This is a genomic window from Flavobacterium zubiriense (assembly GCF_041729725.1).
Taxonomy (GTDB): Bacteria; Bacteroidota; Bacteroidia; order Flavobacteriales; family Flavobacteriaceae; genus Flavobacterium; species Flavobacterium zubiriense.
The window spans coordinates 50,351-71,340 of record NZ_JBCFQL010000005.1 but is presented as its reverse complement, the minus strand read 5'-3'; the positions used below and the strand labels follow the sequence as shown (position 1 = coordinate 71,340).

The window sequence follows — 20,990 nt, the reverse complement described above, 5'->3', positions numbered from 1 at the left end:
ACTTATTTAATTTTTTATGATTGGAATTCCAAAATAGAATTCTAAAATTTTAGTTTTAAAAATGTAATCGTATTTGGTTCTTATCACTTCAGATTGTGCGTTTGTTAATAAGGTTTGAGACTGACTTAATTCGAATGCGTTCATTAAACCCACTTCAAATTTTTCTTTAGAATAATTATACGATTGTGATCGAGCATCCAATGCTTCAACTGACGATTCGTATGCTTTTAAAGCTCCTTTTGCATCCGTAAATGCTGTATAAACATTACGCTCTAAATCTAATTCTTGCTGTTCTAAAGCAATTTTTGATTTTTCAAAATTCACCTTGTTTCGCTGCACATTATTGCGAACTGCAAAACCGCTAAAAATAGGAATATTTAATTGTGCACCAAAAGACTGTCCTTTATTATCACTAAACTGATCCATAAATTTAGGTGCTGATTGGGTACCAATAATTGCTCCTGTAGTATTATCTCTTAAAGCAACATCGGCATAAGAAACACGACTATTAAAATTATAAAAACCTCTCAAAGTAGGTTGGTATGCAGCTCTGGCAATAGCAACATTTTTTTCAGCGATTTCAAGATTAGTTTGAGCAATTTTCAATTCAGTTCGTTCTTGTTTTGCTTTATCATAAATGATCGTTGGAGTTTGAGACAAAATGGTTTGATCCATTTGTAACTCATTCGAATCTTCAACATCAAAATTCTCGAAACTATCCAATTGTAACAACTGGGCTAAACTCAACTTAGAGATCAACAAAGCGTTCTCTGCGCTAATTACCTTTTGATTATCGGCAGCAATGGTCGCTTTTACATCTAATAAATCGCCTTTAGGCAAATTTCCAGCATTGACTAATTCTTGTGTTCGGTTCAATTGTTGGTTATCAATTGCTAATTGCTCTTTTTGAACTTTTAGATTTTCTTTGTTAAAAAGCACTTGCAAATAGGCATTGGCTACATTTAGCGCAATATCTTCTTGCATTTTTTGCAATTGATATTTAGCCGCTACAATGGAAAGATTGGCTCTTCTTAAAGTATGTAAATTTTGAAGACCTTTATAAATATCAACACCCACACTAGCTCCCGCAGAAGTAAACTGAGTGGTTTGATTTTGCAAAAGTCCAGTAGTGATATCCTGATTCAAACCAATGTTCCAGGAATGAGAAGCACTAGCCGAAACATTAGGCAAAAAATTACCAAAAGCATCTTTTTTATCAATTACAGCAGTCTGAGTATCTAAATCCGATTGTCGAATGGAAATATTGTGATCTAAAGCATACCTCACACACTCATCTAATGTCCATTTCTTAGATTGTCCTTGAGAATAAAAACTTAACAATAAGAGGAGTAAACTAAAATATTTTTTTGGGTTCATGCCATTCGAATAAAATGAAGTAAAGTTACTACACAAAAATAAGTTTTTCTAGCGAAGAATAATCACATCTTCTAAAAACATTTTAAAATTTGGAAACAAAAATAATATGCAATAAAGCTAGTGCTTTTTCCAATAAGAAATCAAAGCTTTTTCTAAATTTACAATCTTAAATTAATCGAATGAAAAAAATTACATCATTGCTTGTTTCTGCCAGTATAGTCTTTATTATTAGCTGTTCTTCTTCTCAAAAAATCGCTACATTAAAACCAGAGCCTGACAATGCTGCTCCTATAGTGTACAACAATACCCCTTCATTTATTAATTTACCCATAAATATCAAATTAAAAGATATCGAAAACCAAACCAATAGTCTTTTAAACGGTTTAATTTATGAAGACAATATCATTGAAGATGACGATATCGAAATGAAAATTTGGAAACTTGCCCCTATTACAATTAAAAGCAGTAATGCTTCAAACGCTGATAAAATTACCACAATACTCCCATTAAGAGCCACAATTAAATACCGAATTGGAACAAAAACCATGGGAGTTTCACTTTACAACACCAAGGAATTTAATCTTAACGGAATTGTAACACTCAATAGTAATGTAAGTTTAAACAACTGGAAACTCAAAACTCAAACCGAATTGAGTTCTTTAGACTGGAAGGAAAGTCCAACAATGAGCGTTTTTGGTAAAAACATACCAGTCACCTATTTAATCAATCCTTCTATCAAATTGTTCAAATCTACAATAGAAAAAAAGATTGATGCGGCGATAGAAAAATCAATGGATTTTAAACCGAATGTTCTCGCTGCTTTAGAAAAAATCTGCACTCCTTTCCAAATGAATGAAGCGTATGAAAGCTGGCTCAGAATTGTTCCTATCGAAATATACTCTACACCCGCACATATAAAAAACGATTCGTTTGTTTTACAAATGGGAATGAAATGCAATATGGAAACCATTATAGGACAAACTCCTGAATCTAAATTTGATGGCTACAAAATTGCACTCAAAGCAGTTACTAAAATCCCAAATCAAATTACGGCGAATGTTGTTGCGGTTTCCAGTTACCAAGATGCATCCAGAATCATGAAGAAAAACTTTGCTGGCGAAGAATTTAGTTCAGGTACTCGAAAAGTAAAAGTACAGGACGTGAACATTTGGCACAAAAGCGGAAAAATGGTTATTGCCTTAGATTTAATTGGTTCGCTAAATGGAACTATTTATCTGGCGGGATTACCAAAATATAATGTTGAGAAAAAAGAAATTTATTTTGACGATTTAGATTATGTATTGGACACGAAGAACAAATTAATGCGAACTGCAAACTGGTTAGCCCAAGGATTAATTTTAAGAAAAATAAAAGAGAGCTGTCGTTATTCAATAAAGCCCAACTTAGATGAAGCAAAAAAGACCATGCTAAACTATATGAATAATTATTCGCCAATGGCCGGTGTTTTTGTAAATGGAAGAATGGAAGATATTCAGTTTCAAAAAATTGAACTGAGTCAAAATGCCATTATTGCATTTGTAAAAGTAAATGGAGAAATCAACATTACAGTTGATGGATTTAAATAACTATTGCGCTTTGGATTTGTTTTTTTTCATTCGATAAATCAAAAAACCTATTATAGCTATTAGCAAATAAGGGATTACCATCAAATAGACAATTCCGTCATTGACCGCTTCTGCTTTAGCAATATTTGCGTCACCAGTTAAAGCAGCTCTACACATAGCGCATTGAGCATTCGCAGTAAAAGAAAAAAGAATATAGAAAATAGAAAATAGAATTTTCCTAGTAGTATTTTTACTTCTCTCCTCTAACTCCTGACTTCTGACTTTAGTAAACATAATAAGGAGAAATCATTAAATACACAACAACACCAGTAACCGCAACGTACAACCAAATAGGGAAAGTAATTTTAGCAATTTTTTTATGTTTATCAAACACTTGTGCTAAAGCACGAACATAAGTAATCAATACTAAAGGAATAATAATTATCGAAAGGATAATATGAGTAATTAAAATAAAATAATACACATATTTAATAATTCCTTCGCCACCAAATTTAGTAGAATCTGAAGTCATGTGATAAGCCACATACATCCCTAAAAAGGCAATAGAACAACCTATAGCAGTTTTCATTAAATTTTCATGCAACTTTGGCTTTCCGTTTTTTATAGCTCTTACGGCAAGAATCAATACAATTGCTGTAATTCCGTTTATAGTAGCATATATAGGTGGCAAAAAAGAAAGCGGTTCTACATCATACCCTAATTTTCTTAAATTAACACCAAAAAGAAGTGCCACAACTAGTGGAATTGCTACAGATAATATTACAATCCACTTATTATATTTATTTTCTAAATTTTGATTTTCCATGATTTATTCTGCTAATAAAATACTAATATCCTGTTGTATATCTCTAACGCCTGCTTTTTCTAATCCATCATAATACAAGATTGGATTACCAAATTCATCTTTTCTACAACGAATATTTCCATTCTTATCTATTAAAGCAAACATACCTGAATGCTCAAAACCTCCGCTTACTTTACTATTTTCTCCTGCATAAAGATTGAAACCTTTATTAGCCAAATCAAATATAGCTTGTCTATCACCAGTTAAAAAATTCCAATTGGATGATTTAACACCTAATAATTTGGCATGGGCTTTTAATACTTCGGGAGTATCGTGTTTTGGATCGATGGTAATAGTAACGATTCCGAAATTAGGATTACCAAAGAATTTTTTTTCTAAAACCAGCATACTTTGATTCATTTTTGGACAAATAGAAGGACAAGTCGTAAAAAAGAATTCCAACACATAGACTTTTCCTTTATAGGAATCATTATTGATTATTTTATTATCCTGATTTGTCAATTCAAATTTTGGAGCGGGTCCAATTTTTACCAAACTACCTTCCGCATCTGAAGAGGAAGAAACCTTATCTAAACGATCCGCTTTTACAACATCACTATTCTGAATACGAGAAATGATTTTTGGAACAGCGTAAATTCCGAAAATTAAAATTATAAACGAAATCCCGATGTATGACTTATTTTTAAACATAGAAATGATATTTACAGTTGTTTAGATGCATTACGATTTTTTTTAAGAGCCGCTCGATATTCATAAAGGATAATCTTAAAATCATCTAACATTTCATTACTCAATTCTGATGGATGAAAAGTATTGTAGCCTTCTTTATATTCTTTCTCTTCATTTCGGCCTCTTAAATTTCTCTCCTTATCTATAATATAAACATTTGGAGTTCCCGCATTAGCATCTAGTTTCCCAACTAATTTCATTTGGTTGTAATACGTTTGAATTTCTTCAGGAGAAGCAAAAACAAAATGCCATCCAGAAACATCCGTAAAATCATCAAAAGCATCTAGAATGTTTGTAATATCTTTTTCAGTTCCTAAAGGACAAATCATAACAAACTGTAAATCCTTAAAACCATGATATCTTTGGTAGATCTTTTCGTTTAGATTAAACAGATTCCCTCTGTTTTTTAAAATTTCAGTACCTGAAAAACCTAAAATTGTAATTTTATTATTCAAAGTCACTTTCTCACCTCTTAAAGACTCCCAGTCGCCTAAATCGGCAACTTTAGGTGTAATAACAGGTAGTTTTGAGAAACTATTGACTCCTGAAGCAAAAAATAGATAGGCAACAATAGGCAAAACGAAAAGTACAAAAAGAACAATATTTTTTTTCATCGGAGAAAATAATTTTATATGCAAAAATAAAAAAAGGCACGCAATGCGTGCCCTTTTTTTGAATTAATATAGTGTTAAAAATTCCATTTAATAATTGAATCTTTAAAAACCCCATAAATATAATCCCCTTCAGTCAACAGAATGAAAAGTAAGTATAAGACAAGAAAAACAACTGGCGAAACTATAGACCATCTAAGGCTTGATTTTTCACCTTCAAGATGCATAAAAGACCATACAATATAGTAAGCTTTAAAAACGGTAAGAATATAAAAAATCCAGTTTAATAAATTCATCCCGAGTATATTATTAAAATGCAATGACTCAGGCTTATAAATACCTAAAATAACTTCTATAATAGTAACCGCTGATAAAATTCCGAAAACTTTCCAGATTTTAGCTGTGTTTGATACGTGTTCGTGTGACATAATAAATATTTTTAAAAAATTAAACCAGATAGAAAACTGTAAATACAAATACCCACACTAAATCTACAAAGTGCCAGTATAATCCAACTTTTTCCACCATTTCGTAACTTTTTCTTTTCTCATAAGTCCCTAATAATACATTAAAAAAGATAATGATATTAATAACAACTCCAGAAAATACGTGAAATCCGTGAAAACCTGTAATAAAGAAGAAGAAATCAGCAAATAATTTATTTCCATATTCGTTTCTAATTAGGTTTGCTCCTTCAACAACCAAAGCTGCTTCGCCTAATCTTTGCTCAGATTCTGCTCTTGAAAGTATTGTTTTTTGTTTCTTTTCGTTTATAACCTCAGTTCTAATTAACAAATCAGGATTTGCCTTGAAACCAGCTTGAACTTCAGCTACACTGTAAGTAGGCAAAGTAGCTTCTTCCATGAACCAGACACCTTCGTTTCTAGTTAATTGTTTTCTTTCTTCAGGTAAGTGCGCTGCAAAATCAGCAAGAGCAACACGCTTTCCGTCTTTATCAACAAACTGTAATAAACTACCCCCTTTTGTTTCAATGGCTCCGTACTCCCCTTTAATGAAGTTTTTCCACTCCCAGGCTTGAGAACCAACGAAAATTAAACCACCAATAATGGTTAAAAACATATATACAATTACTTTGTTTTTCTTCATTTGATGACCAGCATCAACAGCCAAAACCATTGTTACAGATGAGAAAATCAAAATAAAAGTCATTAATGCTACGTAATACATTGGAGCAGCTACTCCATGTAAAAATGGGAAGTGAGTAAACACTTCATCGGCCAATGGCCAAGTTTCGATAAATTTAAATCTAGAAAAACCATAAGCCGCTAGAAATCCAGAGAACGTTAAGGCATCTGATACGATAAAAAACCACATCATCATTTTACCATAGCTTGCGTTCATAGGCTCATTGCCGCCTCCCCAAGTTTTTTCTTCACTATTTGCAGTAGTAACTGTCGCTTCCATAAAAGTTATTCGTTAAAAAGTTCCCAAATTTACGTTTTTTTCTTATTTAAAGAAATATAAAAATAAAAATAATAAAACCCACAGTAAGTCTAGAAAGTGCCAATACATTGCACCTAGTTCTATACCAAGAGTTTGAGTTGAATTGTATTTTTGTTTAAAATGATTATAAATTATAATTAATAGTGAAATTAGCCCTCCAGCCAAGTGTAATAGGTGAATAAATGCAATTATATAAAGAAAAGTCACCGTAATAGAACTTCCCTGACCAGTCATATAATAGCCACTTTCTATAATTTGATTAAAACCTGCAAACTGAGAAATTACAAATAAAACCCCCAAAACTAAAGTAGCTAAAAGCATCATTGTAGTTCTGTTCTGATTGTTTTTTTCAATTGCTTTTTTAGCCAAATAAAAAGTCACACTACATCCGATAATTACAATTGTACTAATATAGAAAGCTGTTGGCAGTTCAAAATCTTTTAACCAATCTACCCTGGACTTACTCACCACAAAAGCACTAGTCAATCCAGCAAACATCATTGTCATACTAATCATAGCAAACAACAAAATCAACTTATAGGATCTCGCTGTTCTTTCTTTTTGCTCTTCAGCTGTCATTACTTCCATAACTATCTTAAAAATTTATCAATTATATAAACCAATTGCAATAATGAAATATAAGAAACACTCACTAACATCAATGTTCGTGCTGCTTTTGCTGTTTTTATTTTATAAAGTCGAACTGCGTAATACAACATCCATATCCCCATTAAAAATACTACAATCGCTGCAATTGGTGAAATAAACAATTTACCTGTATATCCAATAGAAGGTAAAAGAGAAGCTATAATTAACCAAACGGTATATAAAATAACTTGCAAAGCCGTTCCCTTATCTTTTTTACCTGTTGGCAACATAAAAAAACCTGCTTTTTCATAGTCTTCATACAAAAACCATCCTATTGCCCAAAAATGAGGAAATTGCCAGAAAAACTGAATCAAAAACAAAGTTCCTGCTTCAATTCCAAAATCACCTGTAGCAGCAACCCAACCCAACATAAACGGTATAGCTCCCGGAAAAGCACCCACAAACACTGATAAAGAAGTTATTGTTTTAAGCGGTGTGTACACACTAGTGTACAAAAATATTGAAATTGCCCCAAACATTGCTGTTTTAGGGTTAATCAAATACAATAACGCAAGACCGGCTAAGGTAAGCAAACTCGCTACTAACAAAGCCATATTCGCAGACATTCTTCCTGAAGGCACAGGACGATTTTTAGTTCGATCCATCAAAGCATCTAAATCCTTTTCAATCACCTGATTGAAAGCGTTTGAAGCTCCTACCATACAATAACCTCCCACACACAACATCAACAAAACCGACCATTGAAAAGGCTGCCCTTCATTAAAACCCAACAAATATCCCGCAATAGACGAAAACAACACACTAATAGCCAATCCAGCTTTGGTGATTTCTTTAAAATCTGTAAAAATCGCTTTAAGGGAAAATGTATTTGTAGTTGTGCTCAATGCCGTTTTCATTACGTTTTTATAAAACTGTTGCAAAAGTAACTCATCGAAAGGGATTTGGCAAAAAACAATTCATAAAATATTGTTGAAGAAAAACATAAGTTTTTTAACAATATGATCTCGAGAATTTATTTAGCCAACCGCGTGGCAAAATGATATAATTTATTATCTAACTTAAATACCAATCTAACGAATTATCCATAATTTAGTTCCCAGACAAACCATCAATAATCAAAATACCAATTAAAAATATCTGATCGTAATCCTATAGAAAACCAATTGGTACTTTCTTTAAAAACAGTAGTTGTATTTTGCATCGGCTTAAAATCTCTGTAAATATAACTCACAAAAAGCTTCAAATTAGTAGATGGATTAATCAGATAACCGCCTTGAATGTCAGCCATAAAAAAATCAGTTTTATTTCCTTGCCCTACTTTTACGCCAGAATCAGCAAAACGTCCCTCATCATAATCCCGATAGATATTTCCGCCGTAATTAGAAGTGTCTCCAGAATCAGTAAAATCAAGTCCACGAACTCCTATTGTAAATTTAGCATCAGCAAAAAATCTCCCTTGATGATAACGTGCAATAGCTAAAAACTCACTAAAATTTCCGCCCCATTGATGTCCTAAACTTTGATTGTTGTGCCCGTAATTTGTAATAGAATTAGAATGCGAATACACATAAGGTCGCATTCGGTTGTATTCCACTTGCAGTAACAAATTAGGAACATTAAAAGCATTGTAATATTTAGCTCCTAATTGGTATCCGTATTTGTTTTTCCAACTATTATCTCTTTCTTTAATATCACCTAAGGAGAATTCATCTAAAATAAATTGCCCGTAAAAGTTAATCTGGTTGTCCCATTTGTATTTAAAAGTCAAACCCAAAACGGCATTTCCTGATCTTGAAGAAGAAGCAAATTCCACCGAACGATAAAAAACAATTGGATTAATAAAACTAGCATCAAAACCTCTATCATTTGTATTGTTCCAAATGACCGATTCAAAAAAACCTAAATTCAGTTTATTAGAAACATTCCAACTCAAATAATGATTCGCCATAAATTTAGTCGCATAGGTTCTATCCACTGTTACTTCTGGACGCACATCTTTGAGCCACATAAAAGTATTGGTATATTTTAATTTCCAAAACGTAGTATTCATCTTAAAATAAGGATACGGACTAGCACCATCACTTTCTAATAAAGAACGATAACCGTCTCCAATAAAATTTCTACCATAACCTAATTGCAAATCCAAAAATTTACTGGGAGCAAAAGTCAAATTGGCTTCCGCCAAAGGAAAATCATAGCCATCTGTTTTAAAATCTTTAGCAATTCCAACACCTGGAATAATGGCAGGATTTCCTCCTGAAGGCTTTAGCGACTCGGCAAAACGATTGTAATAGTCAGCAAAACGTCCTTGACTCTCAAAAATAGTGGTCGAAAAGTTCAATTGTTTCCCTAAACCTCCTCTAAAATTAATAGCACGCGTATTAACAAAAGTATTCGTCGAATTATTTCCAGAAGATCTACCCAATTGCAAATCCAATACCGGATTTAAAGTAAACCAATAATCTTCACCTCGAATCTCCACCGTATTTTCATTCCATAATTTTCTAGTCCACCAACCTGAAGTTTTTTTCTTCAACTTTTCATTTTCCTGTTTGAAGTTGTAATATTTAGCTACTTCGGCATACGAAAATGGCTTAGAAGCTGTATGATTATTACTTCCTACCTGATTGATAGCCGAATCAAATTGCGCATAATAACTGTGCGAAAAAGGAATACTCAAATGACTTTCAAATTCTGGATTATTGTATTTTTTGTACACAATACTATCCAATTCAGTCAATTGTGGTGTGGTATTTCTAAGAACATCTGCTTTAGCCAAATTCTCGGCAGCCATAACTGATGGGCTTTTTAGCGGAATGGCGATGGTAATATTGTATTTAGAATATTCTGGGTTTCCATTGTAAGTAGCGGCAGTAATTTTTGGAAATTTTGCAAAAACACGTTTGGTTTCGGCAATCAACTTTTCATCAACAGCATTCACATAAATTACTTTAAAAACACCATTTTCATCTACTTCAAATAATACTTTTACGTTGCCTTGAAAATTATTTTGCATCAAATCTTCAGGAACAACAAAATTTTGAAAAACAAATTCTTGCACTTCATTATAAAAACAATTTTCTAATGTCTTTCCTTCTAAATTTTCGCAATTTGGAAAAACTGGAAATCGCTCAGCAGTTAGCGCCACTCTTGCATTCAAATCATTATCCTGAGCGAAAGTCAAAATGGAACTGAAGCAGCAAAGTAAAATTAGCAGGCTTTTATTCATATTGTTATACATCTTTATTTAATAGTCATTTGGGTTTTTTACTCCATTTACAATTGCTTTTGCCGATGAAGTTCCTATTCGTTTTACTCCTAATTTTATCATTGCCACAGCATCTTCATAATTTCGAACTCCGCCGGCTGCTTTTACAGGAAGAGGCGATGCGTTTTCTAACATCATAATAATTGACGGAATTGTGGCACCATTGGGTTCATTATTTTTTGTTTTATAAAATCCTGTAGACGATTTTACAAAAACAGCAGCATAATCATCTTCTTTAAAGTGAGTAATCACAACATTTTTTATCAAAGCCGACAACTGAATAATTTGCTTATCCGTTAAAGCAGCCACTTCAATAATCCATTTGATTATTTTATTGTTTTCTAAAGCCAATTGCGTTCCGCGAAGAATTTCATCTTTAAGCAAATCTACTTTACCATTTTTAAAAGCCTGATAATTGCAAACAAAATCCAATTCGTCAGCACCATCAAGAATGGCCTGTTGTGCTTCTTCTAATTTACAATCAATAGTAGATTGTCCTTCTGGAAAATCAATTACGGTTCCTATTGCTAGATTAGAATCCGATGGCGCAATCATTTGCTTTGCCACAGCAACCATTTCTGGACGAATCATAATTAGTTTAAAACCTTCCTCGATAGCTTCTGTAATAAAAGTTTCTACCACAACCTGATTCTGACTTTCGTCAAGTCCTGCTTGAATAGCAGTTTTTAAATAAGTAGAATCTATAAATGATCGAATATCCATGAATTATTGCTTTAGCCTTGGTGCTTTGCACACAAAAATACATTTTAATTTCAAATGCACTACAGTTCTCTTTTTGGATTCGATAGCAATACACATTGTTACTCCATGTCAGTTCAATAAAAAATCCCGCCGAAGCAGGATTTTTTATTGAGTCAAGCTTTAAAAAGAGCTATTTTTATATCCATTATACAAAGATCTTATTTTAAGCAGAGGAAAGTTACACCATTAATTAATCTAAAAAGAAATCCTCTTTAATTTGATTCTATTGTAATTTAAAATTGCATACTATTCCAACCAAAAGTGTATCTCATCCTAAAAAACCACTAATTTTATCTGACTTTGGCAAATTAATAGCATAGAATCCTTTATTGGTTTTAAAGGCAACATTATTTTTTTAACGACTATACAAATAATAAAAATGACACGCTTGTCATATTTTGACTTTACGAATTCAAAACTTTAAACTTATTTAAGTCTCTATAAACACGATTATTTAACCCGTTGGGTGTAATTCCCTTTTGATGATTCTGACTAATGGTTTTATTTATCCTTTTTTAAAGAATTACTATTCAAAACCAAATATCTAATCTTGCTTCCTTTTAAATTTCTGAGTTCTTCTGCTGCGGTTTCGGCAACCAAATTAGCTCCTGCACTACCTGTATGCGTATGATCTTTTGGATAGAATTCTTTTACTTTTTCTTGTCCTAAAACTTCAAATTTTTCGGCTACTTTTTTACTCAAATTGATGTAATCTACATTTTCAAGCTCTGCTACTTGTTGCGACCATTTAATGTAAGTTTCGTCTCTTTGCTCTACTTTTCCATTTGGCCATTCGTTTCTTGGTGTCAAACTCATTACAATTGGAGTCGCTCCTTTTTCTTTGGTTTCACGAATAAATTTTTTCATGTACCATCCATAAGTACGAACGGTTTCTATCAAACTATCTGCTCGATTCACTTGTTGGGTTTCGTCTCCAATACCGTTAATAGAACCTCTATATTTTTCTCCGTCAATTTTTCCAGCATCGTTGTGTCCAAATTGAATAATAACAAAATCTTCTGGCTGAATTTCTTTTTTTGTTTTCTCCCAAAGTCCTTCAAAATCAAAAGTGCGTGAACTTCTTCCACCTCTGGCTTTGTTAACAATATTCACTCTCGTCGTATCAAAATAGCGAGGTACCATAACGCCCCAACCTACTGCATTTTCATTTTTATTATCCGCCATAGTAGAATCGCCAATTAAAAAAACATTAATTTTTCTAGGCAATTTGATTGTTGGATTTTCTAGAATGTAGTTCTTCAAAGTACTTTTCGAAGCCTTTAATCCTTCAATTATTGAAGTGGCAGCAACAACTGCTCCTTTTGCAGAAGGATGTGTGTGATCTTTTTTATAAAAATAAGTCCCTGTTACTTTTGCTTCGCCAAATTGCTCTAATTTCTTAGCCATTCGATCATTCAAATCAATGAAAACCACTTTTTCCTGATCGGCAATTTGTTTTGCCCATAATCCATAAGATGTATTGTTTCTTGGCAATTTTCCGTCTTTCCATGTATTTCTAGGAATTGGTGACATCACCACTGGAATAGCTCCTTTTGCTTTAGCTTCTTTTACAATTTTACGAATATACCAACCGTAGCTATGTACAATTTCGTGCTTTTTGGTAATCATATTATCAATTTCTTCCGTCTTTTCAGAAATTCCTTTTATGGTTCCTCTGGCTCTAATTGTATCATTCAGCGGACCATCGTCATTATGACCAAATTGAATTAAAATATAATCTCCTTTTTTCAATTTTTTATAAACGGCATCCCATAATCCTAAATTTTGATAGGTTCTGGTACTTGTTCCTCCCAGCGCATGATTTTCGATTCGAACTTTAGTAGAATCTAAAAACTGTCCAATGTAATCGCCCCAGCCCCAAAGACCTCCAGTTCCATCACCACGACCGTTTTTTACAGTAGAATCACCTACTGTATATACCGTTATTTTTTGCTGTGCCTCTGCCTCAAATTGCACTAAAAAAAGTGCTAAAAAAGCAAATAGCATTAATTTGGTAATTCTCATTTTTACAACTATTGTTTATTATTGTTATTGAATATTGCAATTGTCATTGCTATTGAATTTGTTATTTTTCAACTCTAAAATCGAACCATAAATTCATTTGAATCCCCTCATCTCCACTTTTAATTCGGATGCTGGCTGGCTGACTTTGTGGTCCGTGGTGTTCAATAGGTTTAAAAGAACGCATTGCTGGAATTTCATACATAAAGGAAATATTTCCTTCTGGAAACGCAGGTTGCGGATGCGCTCCTTCGAAAGCATTTTTAGGTAAATCTGGTGTAAATAATCTTAAAAATACTTTTTCAGAAGCCGAAAACATTTTGAAACTATTGTTGTTTTTTGCTTTTAAAGCACCCGCATAAAAATTAGCGTGATACCCTTTAAATTCTGGTAAAATCATATTGTCAAAACTTTCTCCCGGAATGGTTTGGTTATACTCTTTCTCCCAAATTCCATAAGTTGTTCCTTTAATTCTGTTTTTCCAAACATGGTAAGGTCCTTTTCCTAACCATTTCATACTTTCCACTCCTTCTTCAGGAAAATCAAAAGTAATACCAAAAGCATCTACTTTATCTTGAAAAAATGCACCATCAAAACCATTATTCGCTCCTGCATCTTTAAGTGCTACCATTTCCATTTTCAATCGCCCATCGGCAGTCATCGTCCACTTGATTTTTTTGATTCCTCCTTTATAATTCACTGTAAGTACAGCAGCATTATTTTCTACAGCAGATTCGACATTTTTCACTTCGGCTATCATCCCAATTGGTCTTGGTCCATTAGTCAAAGGCACCATTCCGTTTTTGTTTTTCACTGAGATAATTGTTCCCGTTTTTTTATCGAATGTAACCTGAACCTCTTTGCTAATTAATGAAACCGAAGCTGCTTCGTCTTTGATACTCACTTTTGCCTTAGTTTCTTTTTTCAATAAAAATTTCTCAGCAAAATAATCTGCCTTATGAATTGTCCAAGACCAAGTATAAATTTCTCTTCCGTGTTGGTCACGAGCGGTAATTTCAACCCAGTCTCCTTCGAAAAAGTTAGCACTAACAGGAATTTTTATTTTAGATGTTTCGCCTGGTTCGATACTTGGAATTTCGATTTTCCCTTTGTCTAAAATCGAATTTGCATTCTTAGTATACAACATTTCTTTATCAGCCTTAACTACTTTGTACTCCATGGTACAAGAATTCAAATTGCTAAAAATATAATCGTTGCTAATAAAAAACGAACCATCAAATTTTGCAGTAATACTCAATGGAGCAAACTGAATCGGTGCCCAAATTTCTTTAATAGCATAAAAACTTCCTTCTTTTTCTCGGTGAGGGCCAAGAATACCATCGGCAGCTAGAGAACCTTTTGAATCAAATTGTTCTTTTCCTTTCCAATCGGATCTCTTAACGGCTTCGTCACAAAAAACCCAAATAAATCCACCAGCAAACAAAGGACTTTGTTTGTATTGTTTCCAGAAATCCTCTAATCCTGCTCCCCCACCATTGTCATAAGTAGCGTGCATAAACTCTGTTGGAAAAAAAACATTTTCTCCATTTACAAATCGGTGAATTCCGGTTTGATACGCCGGATAATGGTGTACATCCCAACCGTCAAAATCAGACCAAGGGTGAATTACAATACGTTTTTGTGGATCTAAATCCCTGAAAACCTGATCTACATTATAATTCCATCCGCCTTCGTTTCCGTTGTCCCAAATAATAACGGATGCGTGATTCACATCGCGCGTTACCATTTCTTTGACTAATTTGGTTCCTGTCTCCGTATCATACGAATTTTGCCAACCTGCTAATTCATCCAAAACAAAAATTCCTAATGAATCACAAACCTGTAGAAAATGACTATCGGCAGGATAATGACCACGCACGGCATTCATGTTCATATCTTTCAACAAATTGACATCCATGATACTCAAACGTTTGCTCATGCTTCTACCCGATTCTGGCCAAATTTCATGTCTGTTTACCCCTTTCATGATGATTTTTTTGCCATTCACATAGATTCCATCTTTTTTGATGAATTCTAAAGTTCTGAAACCAATACGTTCTGTAATAGCATGAATCGTTTTGCCGTTTTGTTTCAATTCTAGTTTAAGATTGTACAAATTAGGCGTTTCCGGACTCCAGGGTTTGATATTTGGAAATTGCATGCTAATGACTTTTTTCTTTTCTTTAGCATTAACATCAAAAGAATGTGTTCCAATAATTTTATCACTTCCATCAGCCGAAATAGAAGCTGTAATAGTACTTTTTTGAGAAATATTTTGAAGATCTAAATGCGCATTCAAAGTTCCATCCATTTTAGCATCCACAGCAACGTGTGCTATGTTTTCGTTTGCCATAATTTCCAGCCAAACTGGACGATAAATTCCGCCAAAAAGCCACCAATCGGCTTTTCTTTCGGCAGCATTTACGGAGTTATTAGCCGAATGTTTAGAAACATGCGCTTCTAAAACATTAGTTCCGCCATAATTCAACAAAGAAGAAATATCATATTTGAATTCGTAAAAACCACCTTGATGAATTGGCCCTGCTGATTTTCCGTTGATTTTCACTTCGGTATCAGTCATGGCTGCACCAAAAACAATATAAATGGTTTTCCCTTTATCAGAAGCTGCAATTTGGAATTCGTGTTTGTAGAAACCTTCTTCTTTACTTGGTTCTTTTTGATTTAATTCTTTGTACCAACGACCATAAGTATATTCGCCAAAACCTTCTAGTTCCCAATTGGATGGAACATTAATTTTAGACCATTGTTTGCTGTTGTTTCCAGCGGTACACATAAAATCCCATTTTACAGGATGTTCAAAATCTTTTCCCGAAAGGAAAACTTTAGTAGTTTCTTGAGCATTTGCATTTATTACACATAAAAATGGCAGGAATAATGCAACAGCAGCTTGTAATGATTTTTTAAAAAACATAAATTTTGATTAAAGAATTAGTTTCCGTCTGGTTTTACAGTTTCAAATCTAGAACTCATTGGTAGAGTCCATTTTGCGAAAGCGTTCGGATAATTTGGATTATATTGAGGTACTTCTTTTAAAAAATATTTAGCCAAAGGACTATTTAAATCACGAAGCCCTTTGATTACACAAAGAGCAATTTCATTGGCTCCAAAAGAATTGAAATGGGTATTATCTTCTAATTTTTCTTTTTGACCAGGAAAAGTATTGGCTGGATATTGAACAAATGCTTTTCTGGATGGTTCATCGCCCCAGCTTTCATATAATGTAGTAGTCAATTTTGTAATATCTACAAGAGGAACATTCATTTCCTGAGCCACTTTTCGCATCGCATCAGGATAATCACCATGAGTGGGATTTAAAGTTCCATCGGCATTAAAAGCACGACGCTGAACTGGAGTAATCAAAATAGGAATCGCCCCTTTGTCTCTGGCTGCTTGAACATATTCGCGGATGGAAGCAGTATAGGAATCCCAGGGTCCAATGCCCGCTCCTTTTTCTTTCTCATCATTATGAGCAAACTCTACAATTAAATAATCGCCAGGTTTAATTACTGATAAGATTTTTTTCAAACGTAAACCTGCTTTAAACGAACGCAATGTTAATCCTGAAGCGGCGTAATTTGCCACCACTACATTTTTGTCAAAATAATTCGTAATATATTGTCCCCAAGAAGCCCAAGGTTCTAAATCTTGATCCGTTACGGTAGAATCTCCTGCTAAATAAACTGTTGTAACATCGGTTATTGGAGTAATACTAATACTTTCTATTTCGACAGTTCCTAGAAATTCTAATGTTAGTTTTTCATCCCAATTCAATTGTCCCAAATCCCTGTCTTTTAAGTGAATTTGAGATGTTTCATCAATTTTAGGAAATCTAACATTTACATTAAAAGTTTTAGTAGCAGTTTCTCCTTTTTTGAGCTGTTGCTGATTGAGCATTAATCTTCTTGATTCGGCTTTAATGGTAGTATTGGTATTTTTAGTTGTACTACCAAAAGTTACTGAAACCTGATAATTTCCTTCAGGAAGTTGTACCGAAAAATAGGTTGGAAGTTCTGTAGCAAATGATTTTTTGTTCACTTTTACATTAGTTGCAGTATTAAAATCAAAACCATAACCTAAAACGGAATCAAAAGGCAGAGATTTACTTACTACTATTGCTTTTTTAGATTTTTTTAGTTTTTTTCCAAAGTAAAAAACTTTCTTTTCTGTTGTTTTTGAAGATATTATCGTGGCATTTGAAACCTGGAAACTGAATACCAAAAGCAACAGAAAAATAATCTTATCTTTTTGAATCATAAAATATCAAATTTATTTTAAAGAATGGACTAAAGTATTGTTTTCAATACAAATTAGTATCCTGCACTGTTAGGTAACATATCAAATTACACCAATAAGTCTTAATAACCAATGCTAAGCTAATGCGAACTGGAGGATTTGTTTTCAACAAAAATAGTACCAAAGGAGAGATCCCATATATACACAAAGAGGCTGTTACATTTAAGCAACAGCCTCTTAATTATCTTAAATCGGTAAATAACCTGAATTCTAAATCGAATTCCTATCAATAAAGTTGAATGGATTTTTTATTTTACCTGTTTCTTTATTCAAAATCATACTTGCAGCAGTAGCTCCCATCATTTTGAAATCAGTAGAAACTACTGTAATTCCTAATAATTCTTTTAACGGTGTATCATTATAGGATATAACACCAATCTCTCTACCTAATTCAAAATTTTTATCTCTAATTTGTTTTACAAGACTCACCAAATCTGATTCTTCGATTGTGATAAACAAATCTCCTTTTTTCAACACAATATCATCATAAACCTCTCTCAATACCTCATATTCTAATCCGGAATCCACACAAAATCGCTTGAAACCATTTAAAATTCGTCTTGGATAAGGATAAACAGAACTTTCAGGATAAATTAAAATCAATTTATTGTATCTAGAGATTTTGTCAATTCCTTGCTTCAAAGCACCATAAATATCATTCTCATAATCTTGACAAACTTCGATTATCGAATTTTCTATTCCTTTATTATTATCTAAAATAACTAATTTCTCTTTTGGTATTTTATTAATGGCTTCCAAAACACTTTCGCCAGAACTAACATGTGTTAGGTTATCAGTTTTAAAATGAGGCATAATTACATAATAATCATACGCCCCTAAATTTTTATCTATTAAATTCAGGAATAAGGTTTGGTCGCAATGGTAAATGTGTAAATCGGTTTGAGAATTTCCTCCAATATTATTGATGAAAGAATTATAAATTCTCATTTTATAGGAGCTCAACTTGTTAATCAAAAAAAGCACATTGACTTTAGCAATTAACTTAGTACGAGTAATGTAATAACCTTTCCCTCTAATGGGAGTTATTATTTTTCTTTTCTTTAAAATATTATAGGCTTTTTCAACGGTATCTCGAGAAAGATAAAACTCTTCGCTAAGCATATTAATGGATGGTAACTTTTGATCCATTTGTAGTTTTCCAGTAGCAATACTGTCAATTATCGAATCTACTATCTGTTTGTATTTTGGGATTCTTGAGTTTTCACTTAAACTCATTGAAAATGAAACCCCTTCATCTATCATCTCTTTTGTCAAAAACTTTTCCATCTTCCTGTAAATTATATTTTACCTATCCTTACTAACAAAATCCTTATTTCAATTCAAAAACCAAAATTTTCAAATAGAAAAAGCTGTAATCGATTACCAAATATAAAAATAAATTTAATAATAAAAACAAAAAAGCTAAATATAAAACAAAAACTGTTATAAATCATTATTAAATTTATCATATATGCAAAAATCACATCGATTAAGCAACAATTAATCAATCTGGTTTGTAAGCAATATTCTATATATCATAATCTATTTTTAAAGACTAATTTTAATACTAATTCAACACAAAATCTACACAAAAAAACCCCATTATAACCTATCGATTGTAATGGGGTAAAATTAAAACTAGAAATTTTCTATTCTTTCATCAACTGTAAAAGCATTGATTTTGGAACTTCTAAAACAGTTCCGTGGCGTGTTCCGTGCGGAAAACTAACCTTATCCGATACATCTTCCCAACCTTTATCGGTTTGTTTTAGCGCACCATATTTATGATCTCTATATTTGTCAAAATAGACTAACCATTGTCCATCAATTTTAATAGCTGTTGGTCCTTCTGCCCAGTAATTTCCAGTAATGGGAGTACTTGCTTTCGTGTAAGGCCCAGTCATTTTATCGCTATAAGCTACTTTAAGATTTTTTTGCACAGGAACTTTTGTTTCATCTTTCAAAAACATAATATATCCTTTATCATCTTTCAAAATAGAAGAATCAATTACATTAAAACCTGGCTCATACAGCAATTTTGTAGGTGCGTAAGTTTTAAAATCTTTTGTAGTGGTGTAATATATTCTGTGATTGTAGCCGCTATCTTCAGTAGATTGCGTTTCTGGGAATTTTCCAGTTATAGTACTTGCCCAATAAATCATGTATTCTTTATTAACCTCATCATAAGTAATTTCAGGAGCCCAAGTATTGCGTGTTCCACTTTCGTGTTGCATAACAGGTAAGAATTCTTGTTTTGACCAATGAATTAGATCTTTAGAAGAAGCGTATCCAATTCCTTTATCTGTCCAACTTACCGTCCAAACCATGTGGTACAAACCATCGCCACCTTTAATAATACAAGGATCTCTCATGAGTTTGTCTTTTCCAACTTCGGGCGTTAAAAAAGAAGCATCGTTTTTTAATGTTTGCCATTTATAACCATCTTCACTGTATGCTAAATGCAAACCATCTTCACCATTTCCTTTAAAATAAGAAAAAAGATAGACTGATTTTTCAGCAATTATTTTATTGGCTACCAACCAATGTTCTAAAGAAGCTGACCAATCAGTATGTGTTCCTTTTGTTCCCAATCCAAAACCATGACCTCCGTTTTGATACAGGTGCATTTCGGCAGAAACTTTATTTTTCTTTAAAGCGAGATAATAATTAATACTATTTTCAACAGGAACAGCACCATCATCCGTAGCATGCACTAAAAATGTTGGTGGTGTTTTTTCATTTACTTCTTTTTCATTCGAATATTTCGCAATCAAATCAGCAGCAGCCGTTTTTCCTAAAAGGCTTTCTTTCGAACCATTATGCGTAATTCCGTTTTCCATTGAAATTACTGGATAAATTAACATCGAAAAATCAGGTCGTGCGCTAACATCTTCTTTGGAATCATATACTTTATCTAAATAATGTGTGGATGCTGTTGAAGCCAAATGACCTCCAGCCGAAAAACCGATGATTCCAATTTTATTCTCGTCCAAATTCCATTTTGCTGCATTTCTACGCAAAACACGAATGGCTTCTTGTGCATCCTGCAATGGACCAACCGTTTTATCTTTCATAATATCATCTGCTGGCAAACGGTATTTCAATACAAAAGCCGAAACTCCAATGGAATTGAACCATTTGGCCACATTGATTCCTTCTTTATCAATGGATAAAACCGAATATCCTCCACCTGGACAGATAATCACTGCAGCATTTTTTGATGATTTATTTTCAACCAAAAAAGGCATCAAAGTAGGTTCAATTACTTTTCTAATTCCTGTTCGATTTCCTTGTGCATCTAATCGTGCTTCTTCTTTGTAGGCTTCATTTTTAACAACTCCTGGGATTTTATCCCACAATGGAAAGGCCGCACTTTCTTGTGAAAAGCTGTTGATGGTCAATCCTAAAAAAAGTACTAATCCAAATAATAGTTTTTTGTTCAT

General features: G+C 33.0%; 17 protein-coding genes. 1 reads left to right on the top strand and 16 read right to left on the bottom strand.

Annotation, left to right across the window (positions count from 1 at the left end):
• Window positions 1–6: 6 nt before the first annotated feature.
• Entirely contained in the window at window positions 7–1,377 is a 1,371-nt protein-coding gene (locus AAGV28_RS05695) for a TolC family protein (RefSeq protein WP_373405862.1), read from the bottom strand.
• A 179-nt stretch (window positions 1,378–1,556) separates the two neighbouring features.
• Between AAGV28_RS05695 and AAGV28_RS05690 the strand changes: the two genes are divergently transcribed.
• Window positions 1,557–2,963: a DUF4403 family protein gene (locus AAGV28_RS05690; RefSeq protein ID WP_373405861.1), complete on the top strand. Its 1,407-nt coding sequence runs from the start codon at window positions 1,557–1,559 to the stop codon at window positions 2,961–2,963.
• On the opposite strand, the gene AAGV28_RS05685 is transcribed toward AAGV28_RS05690, so the two are convergent.
• The 15 genes from AAGV28_RS05685 to AAGV28_RS05615 all read right to left on the bottom strand — a co-directional run bounded on the left by AAGV28_RS05685 (window position 2,964) and on the right by AAGV28_RS05615 (window position 20,990).
• The gene (locus tag AAGV28_RS05685; RefSeq protein WP_373405860.1) at window positions 2,964–3,236 is read right to left on the bottom strand and encodes a hypothetical protein; all 273 of its coding nucleotides are present in this window, start codon (window positions 3,234–3,236) and stop codon (window positions 2,964–2,966) included.
• Entirely contained in the window at window positions 3,226–3,768 is a 543-nt protein-coding gene (locus AAGV28_RS05680) for a DUF420 domain-containing protein (protein WP_373405859.1), read from the bottom strand. Before AAGV28_RS05680 ends, AAGV28_RS05685 begins: the two co-directional genes overlap by 11 nt.
• Before the next feature lie 3 nt (window positions 3,769–3,771).
• Window positions 3,772–4,458: an SCO family protein gene (locus AAGV28_RS05675; protein ID WP_373405858.1), complete on the bottom strand. Its 687-nt coding sequence runs from the start codon at window positions 4,456–4,458 to the stop codon at window positions 3,772–3,774.
• Between the two features lie 11 nt (window positions 4,459–4,469).
• The gene (locus tag AAGV28_RS05670; protein WP_373405857.1) at window positions 4,470–5,111 is read right to left on the bottom strand and encodes a hypothetical protein; all 642 of its coding nucleotides are present in this window, start codon (window positions 5,109–5,111) and stop codon (window positions 4,470–4,472) included.
• A gap of 74 nt (window positions 5,112–5,185) precedes the next feature.
• The gene (locus tag AAGV28_RS05665; RefSeq protein ID WP_373405856.1) at window positions 5,186–5,536 is read right to left on the bottom strand and encodes a cytochrome C oxidase subunit IV family protein; all 351 of its coding nucleotides are present in this window, start codon (window positions 5,534–5,536) and stop codon (window positions 5,186–5,188) included.
• A 19-nt stretch (window positions 5,537–5,555) separates the two neighbouring features.
• Window positions 5,556–6,533 carry a cytochrome c oxidase subunit 3 gene (locus tag AAGV28_RS05660; protein WP_373405855.1) on the bottom strand — a complete coding sequence of 326 codons (978 nt, stop codon included), beginning with the start codon at window positions 6,531–6,533 and terminating at the stop codon, window positions 5,556–5,558.
• 42 nt (window positions 6,534–6,575) lie between these two features.
• Window positions 6,576–7,160: a cytochrome c oxidase subunit 3 gene (locus AAGV28_RS05655; RefSeq protein ID WP_373405854.1), complete on the bottom strand. Its 585-nt coding sequence runs from the start codon at window positions 7,158–7,160 to the stop codon at window positions 6,576–6,578.
• Between the two features lie 2 nt (window positions 7,161–7,162).
• A complete protein-coding gene (cyoE, locus tag AAGV28_RS05650) occupies window positions 7,163–8,077 on the bottom strand; it encodes a heme o synthase (RefSeq protein ID WP_373405853.1) in 915 nt (304 codons plus the stop codon).
• Window positions 8,078–8,289: 212 nt separating this feature from the next.
• Entirely contained in the window at window positions 8,290–10,410 is a 2,121-nt protein-coding gene (locus tag AAGV28_RS05645) for a gliding motility protein RemB (protein WP_373405852.1), read from the bottom strand.
• Window positions 10,411–10,428: 18 nt separating this feature from the next.
• A complete protein-coding gene (gene deoC / locus AAGV28_RS05640) occupies window positions 10,429–11,172 on the bottom strand; it encodes a deoxyribose-phosphate aldolase (protein WP_373405851.1) in 744 nt (247 codons plus the stop codon).
• 540 nt (window positions 11,173–11,712) lie between these two features.
• Window positions 11,713–13,236, bottom strand: coding sequence for a rhamnogalacturonan acetylesterase (locus AAGV28_RS05635; protein ID WP_373405850.1), 1,524 nt, complete (start codon window positions 13,234–13,236; stop codon window positions 11,713–11,715).
• A 61-nt stretch (window positions 13,237–13,297) separates the two neighbouring features.
• Window positions 13,298–16,165, bottom strand: a complete 2,868-nt coding sequence (locus AAGV28_RS05630; RefSeq protein ID WP_373405849.1) for a glycoside hydrolase family 2 TIM barrel-domain containing protein — start codon at window positions 16,163–16,165, stop codon at window positions 13,298–13,300.
• A 17-nt stretch (window positions 16,166–16,182) separates the two neighbouring features.
• Entirely contained in the window at window positions 16,183–17,508 is a 1,326-nt protein-coding gene (locus AAGV28_RS05625; RefSeq protein ID WP_373405848.1) for a rhamnogalacturonan acetylesterase, read from the bottom strand.
• 249 nt (window positions 17,509–17,757) lie between these two features.
• A complete protein-coding gene (locus AAGV28_RS05620; RefSeq protein ID WP_373406004.1) occupies window positions 17,758–18,810 on the bottom strand; it encodes a GntR family transcriptional regulator in 1,053 nt (350 codons plus the stop codon).
• Between the two features lie 386 nt (window positions 18,811–19,196).
• A complete protein-coding gene (locus tag AAGV28_RS05615) occupies window positions 19,197–20,990 on the bottom strand; it encodes a prolyl oligopeptidase family serine peptidase (RefSeq protein ID WP_373405847.1) in 1,794 nt (597 codons plus the stop codon).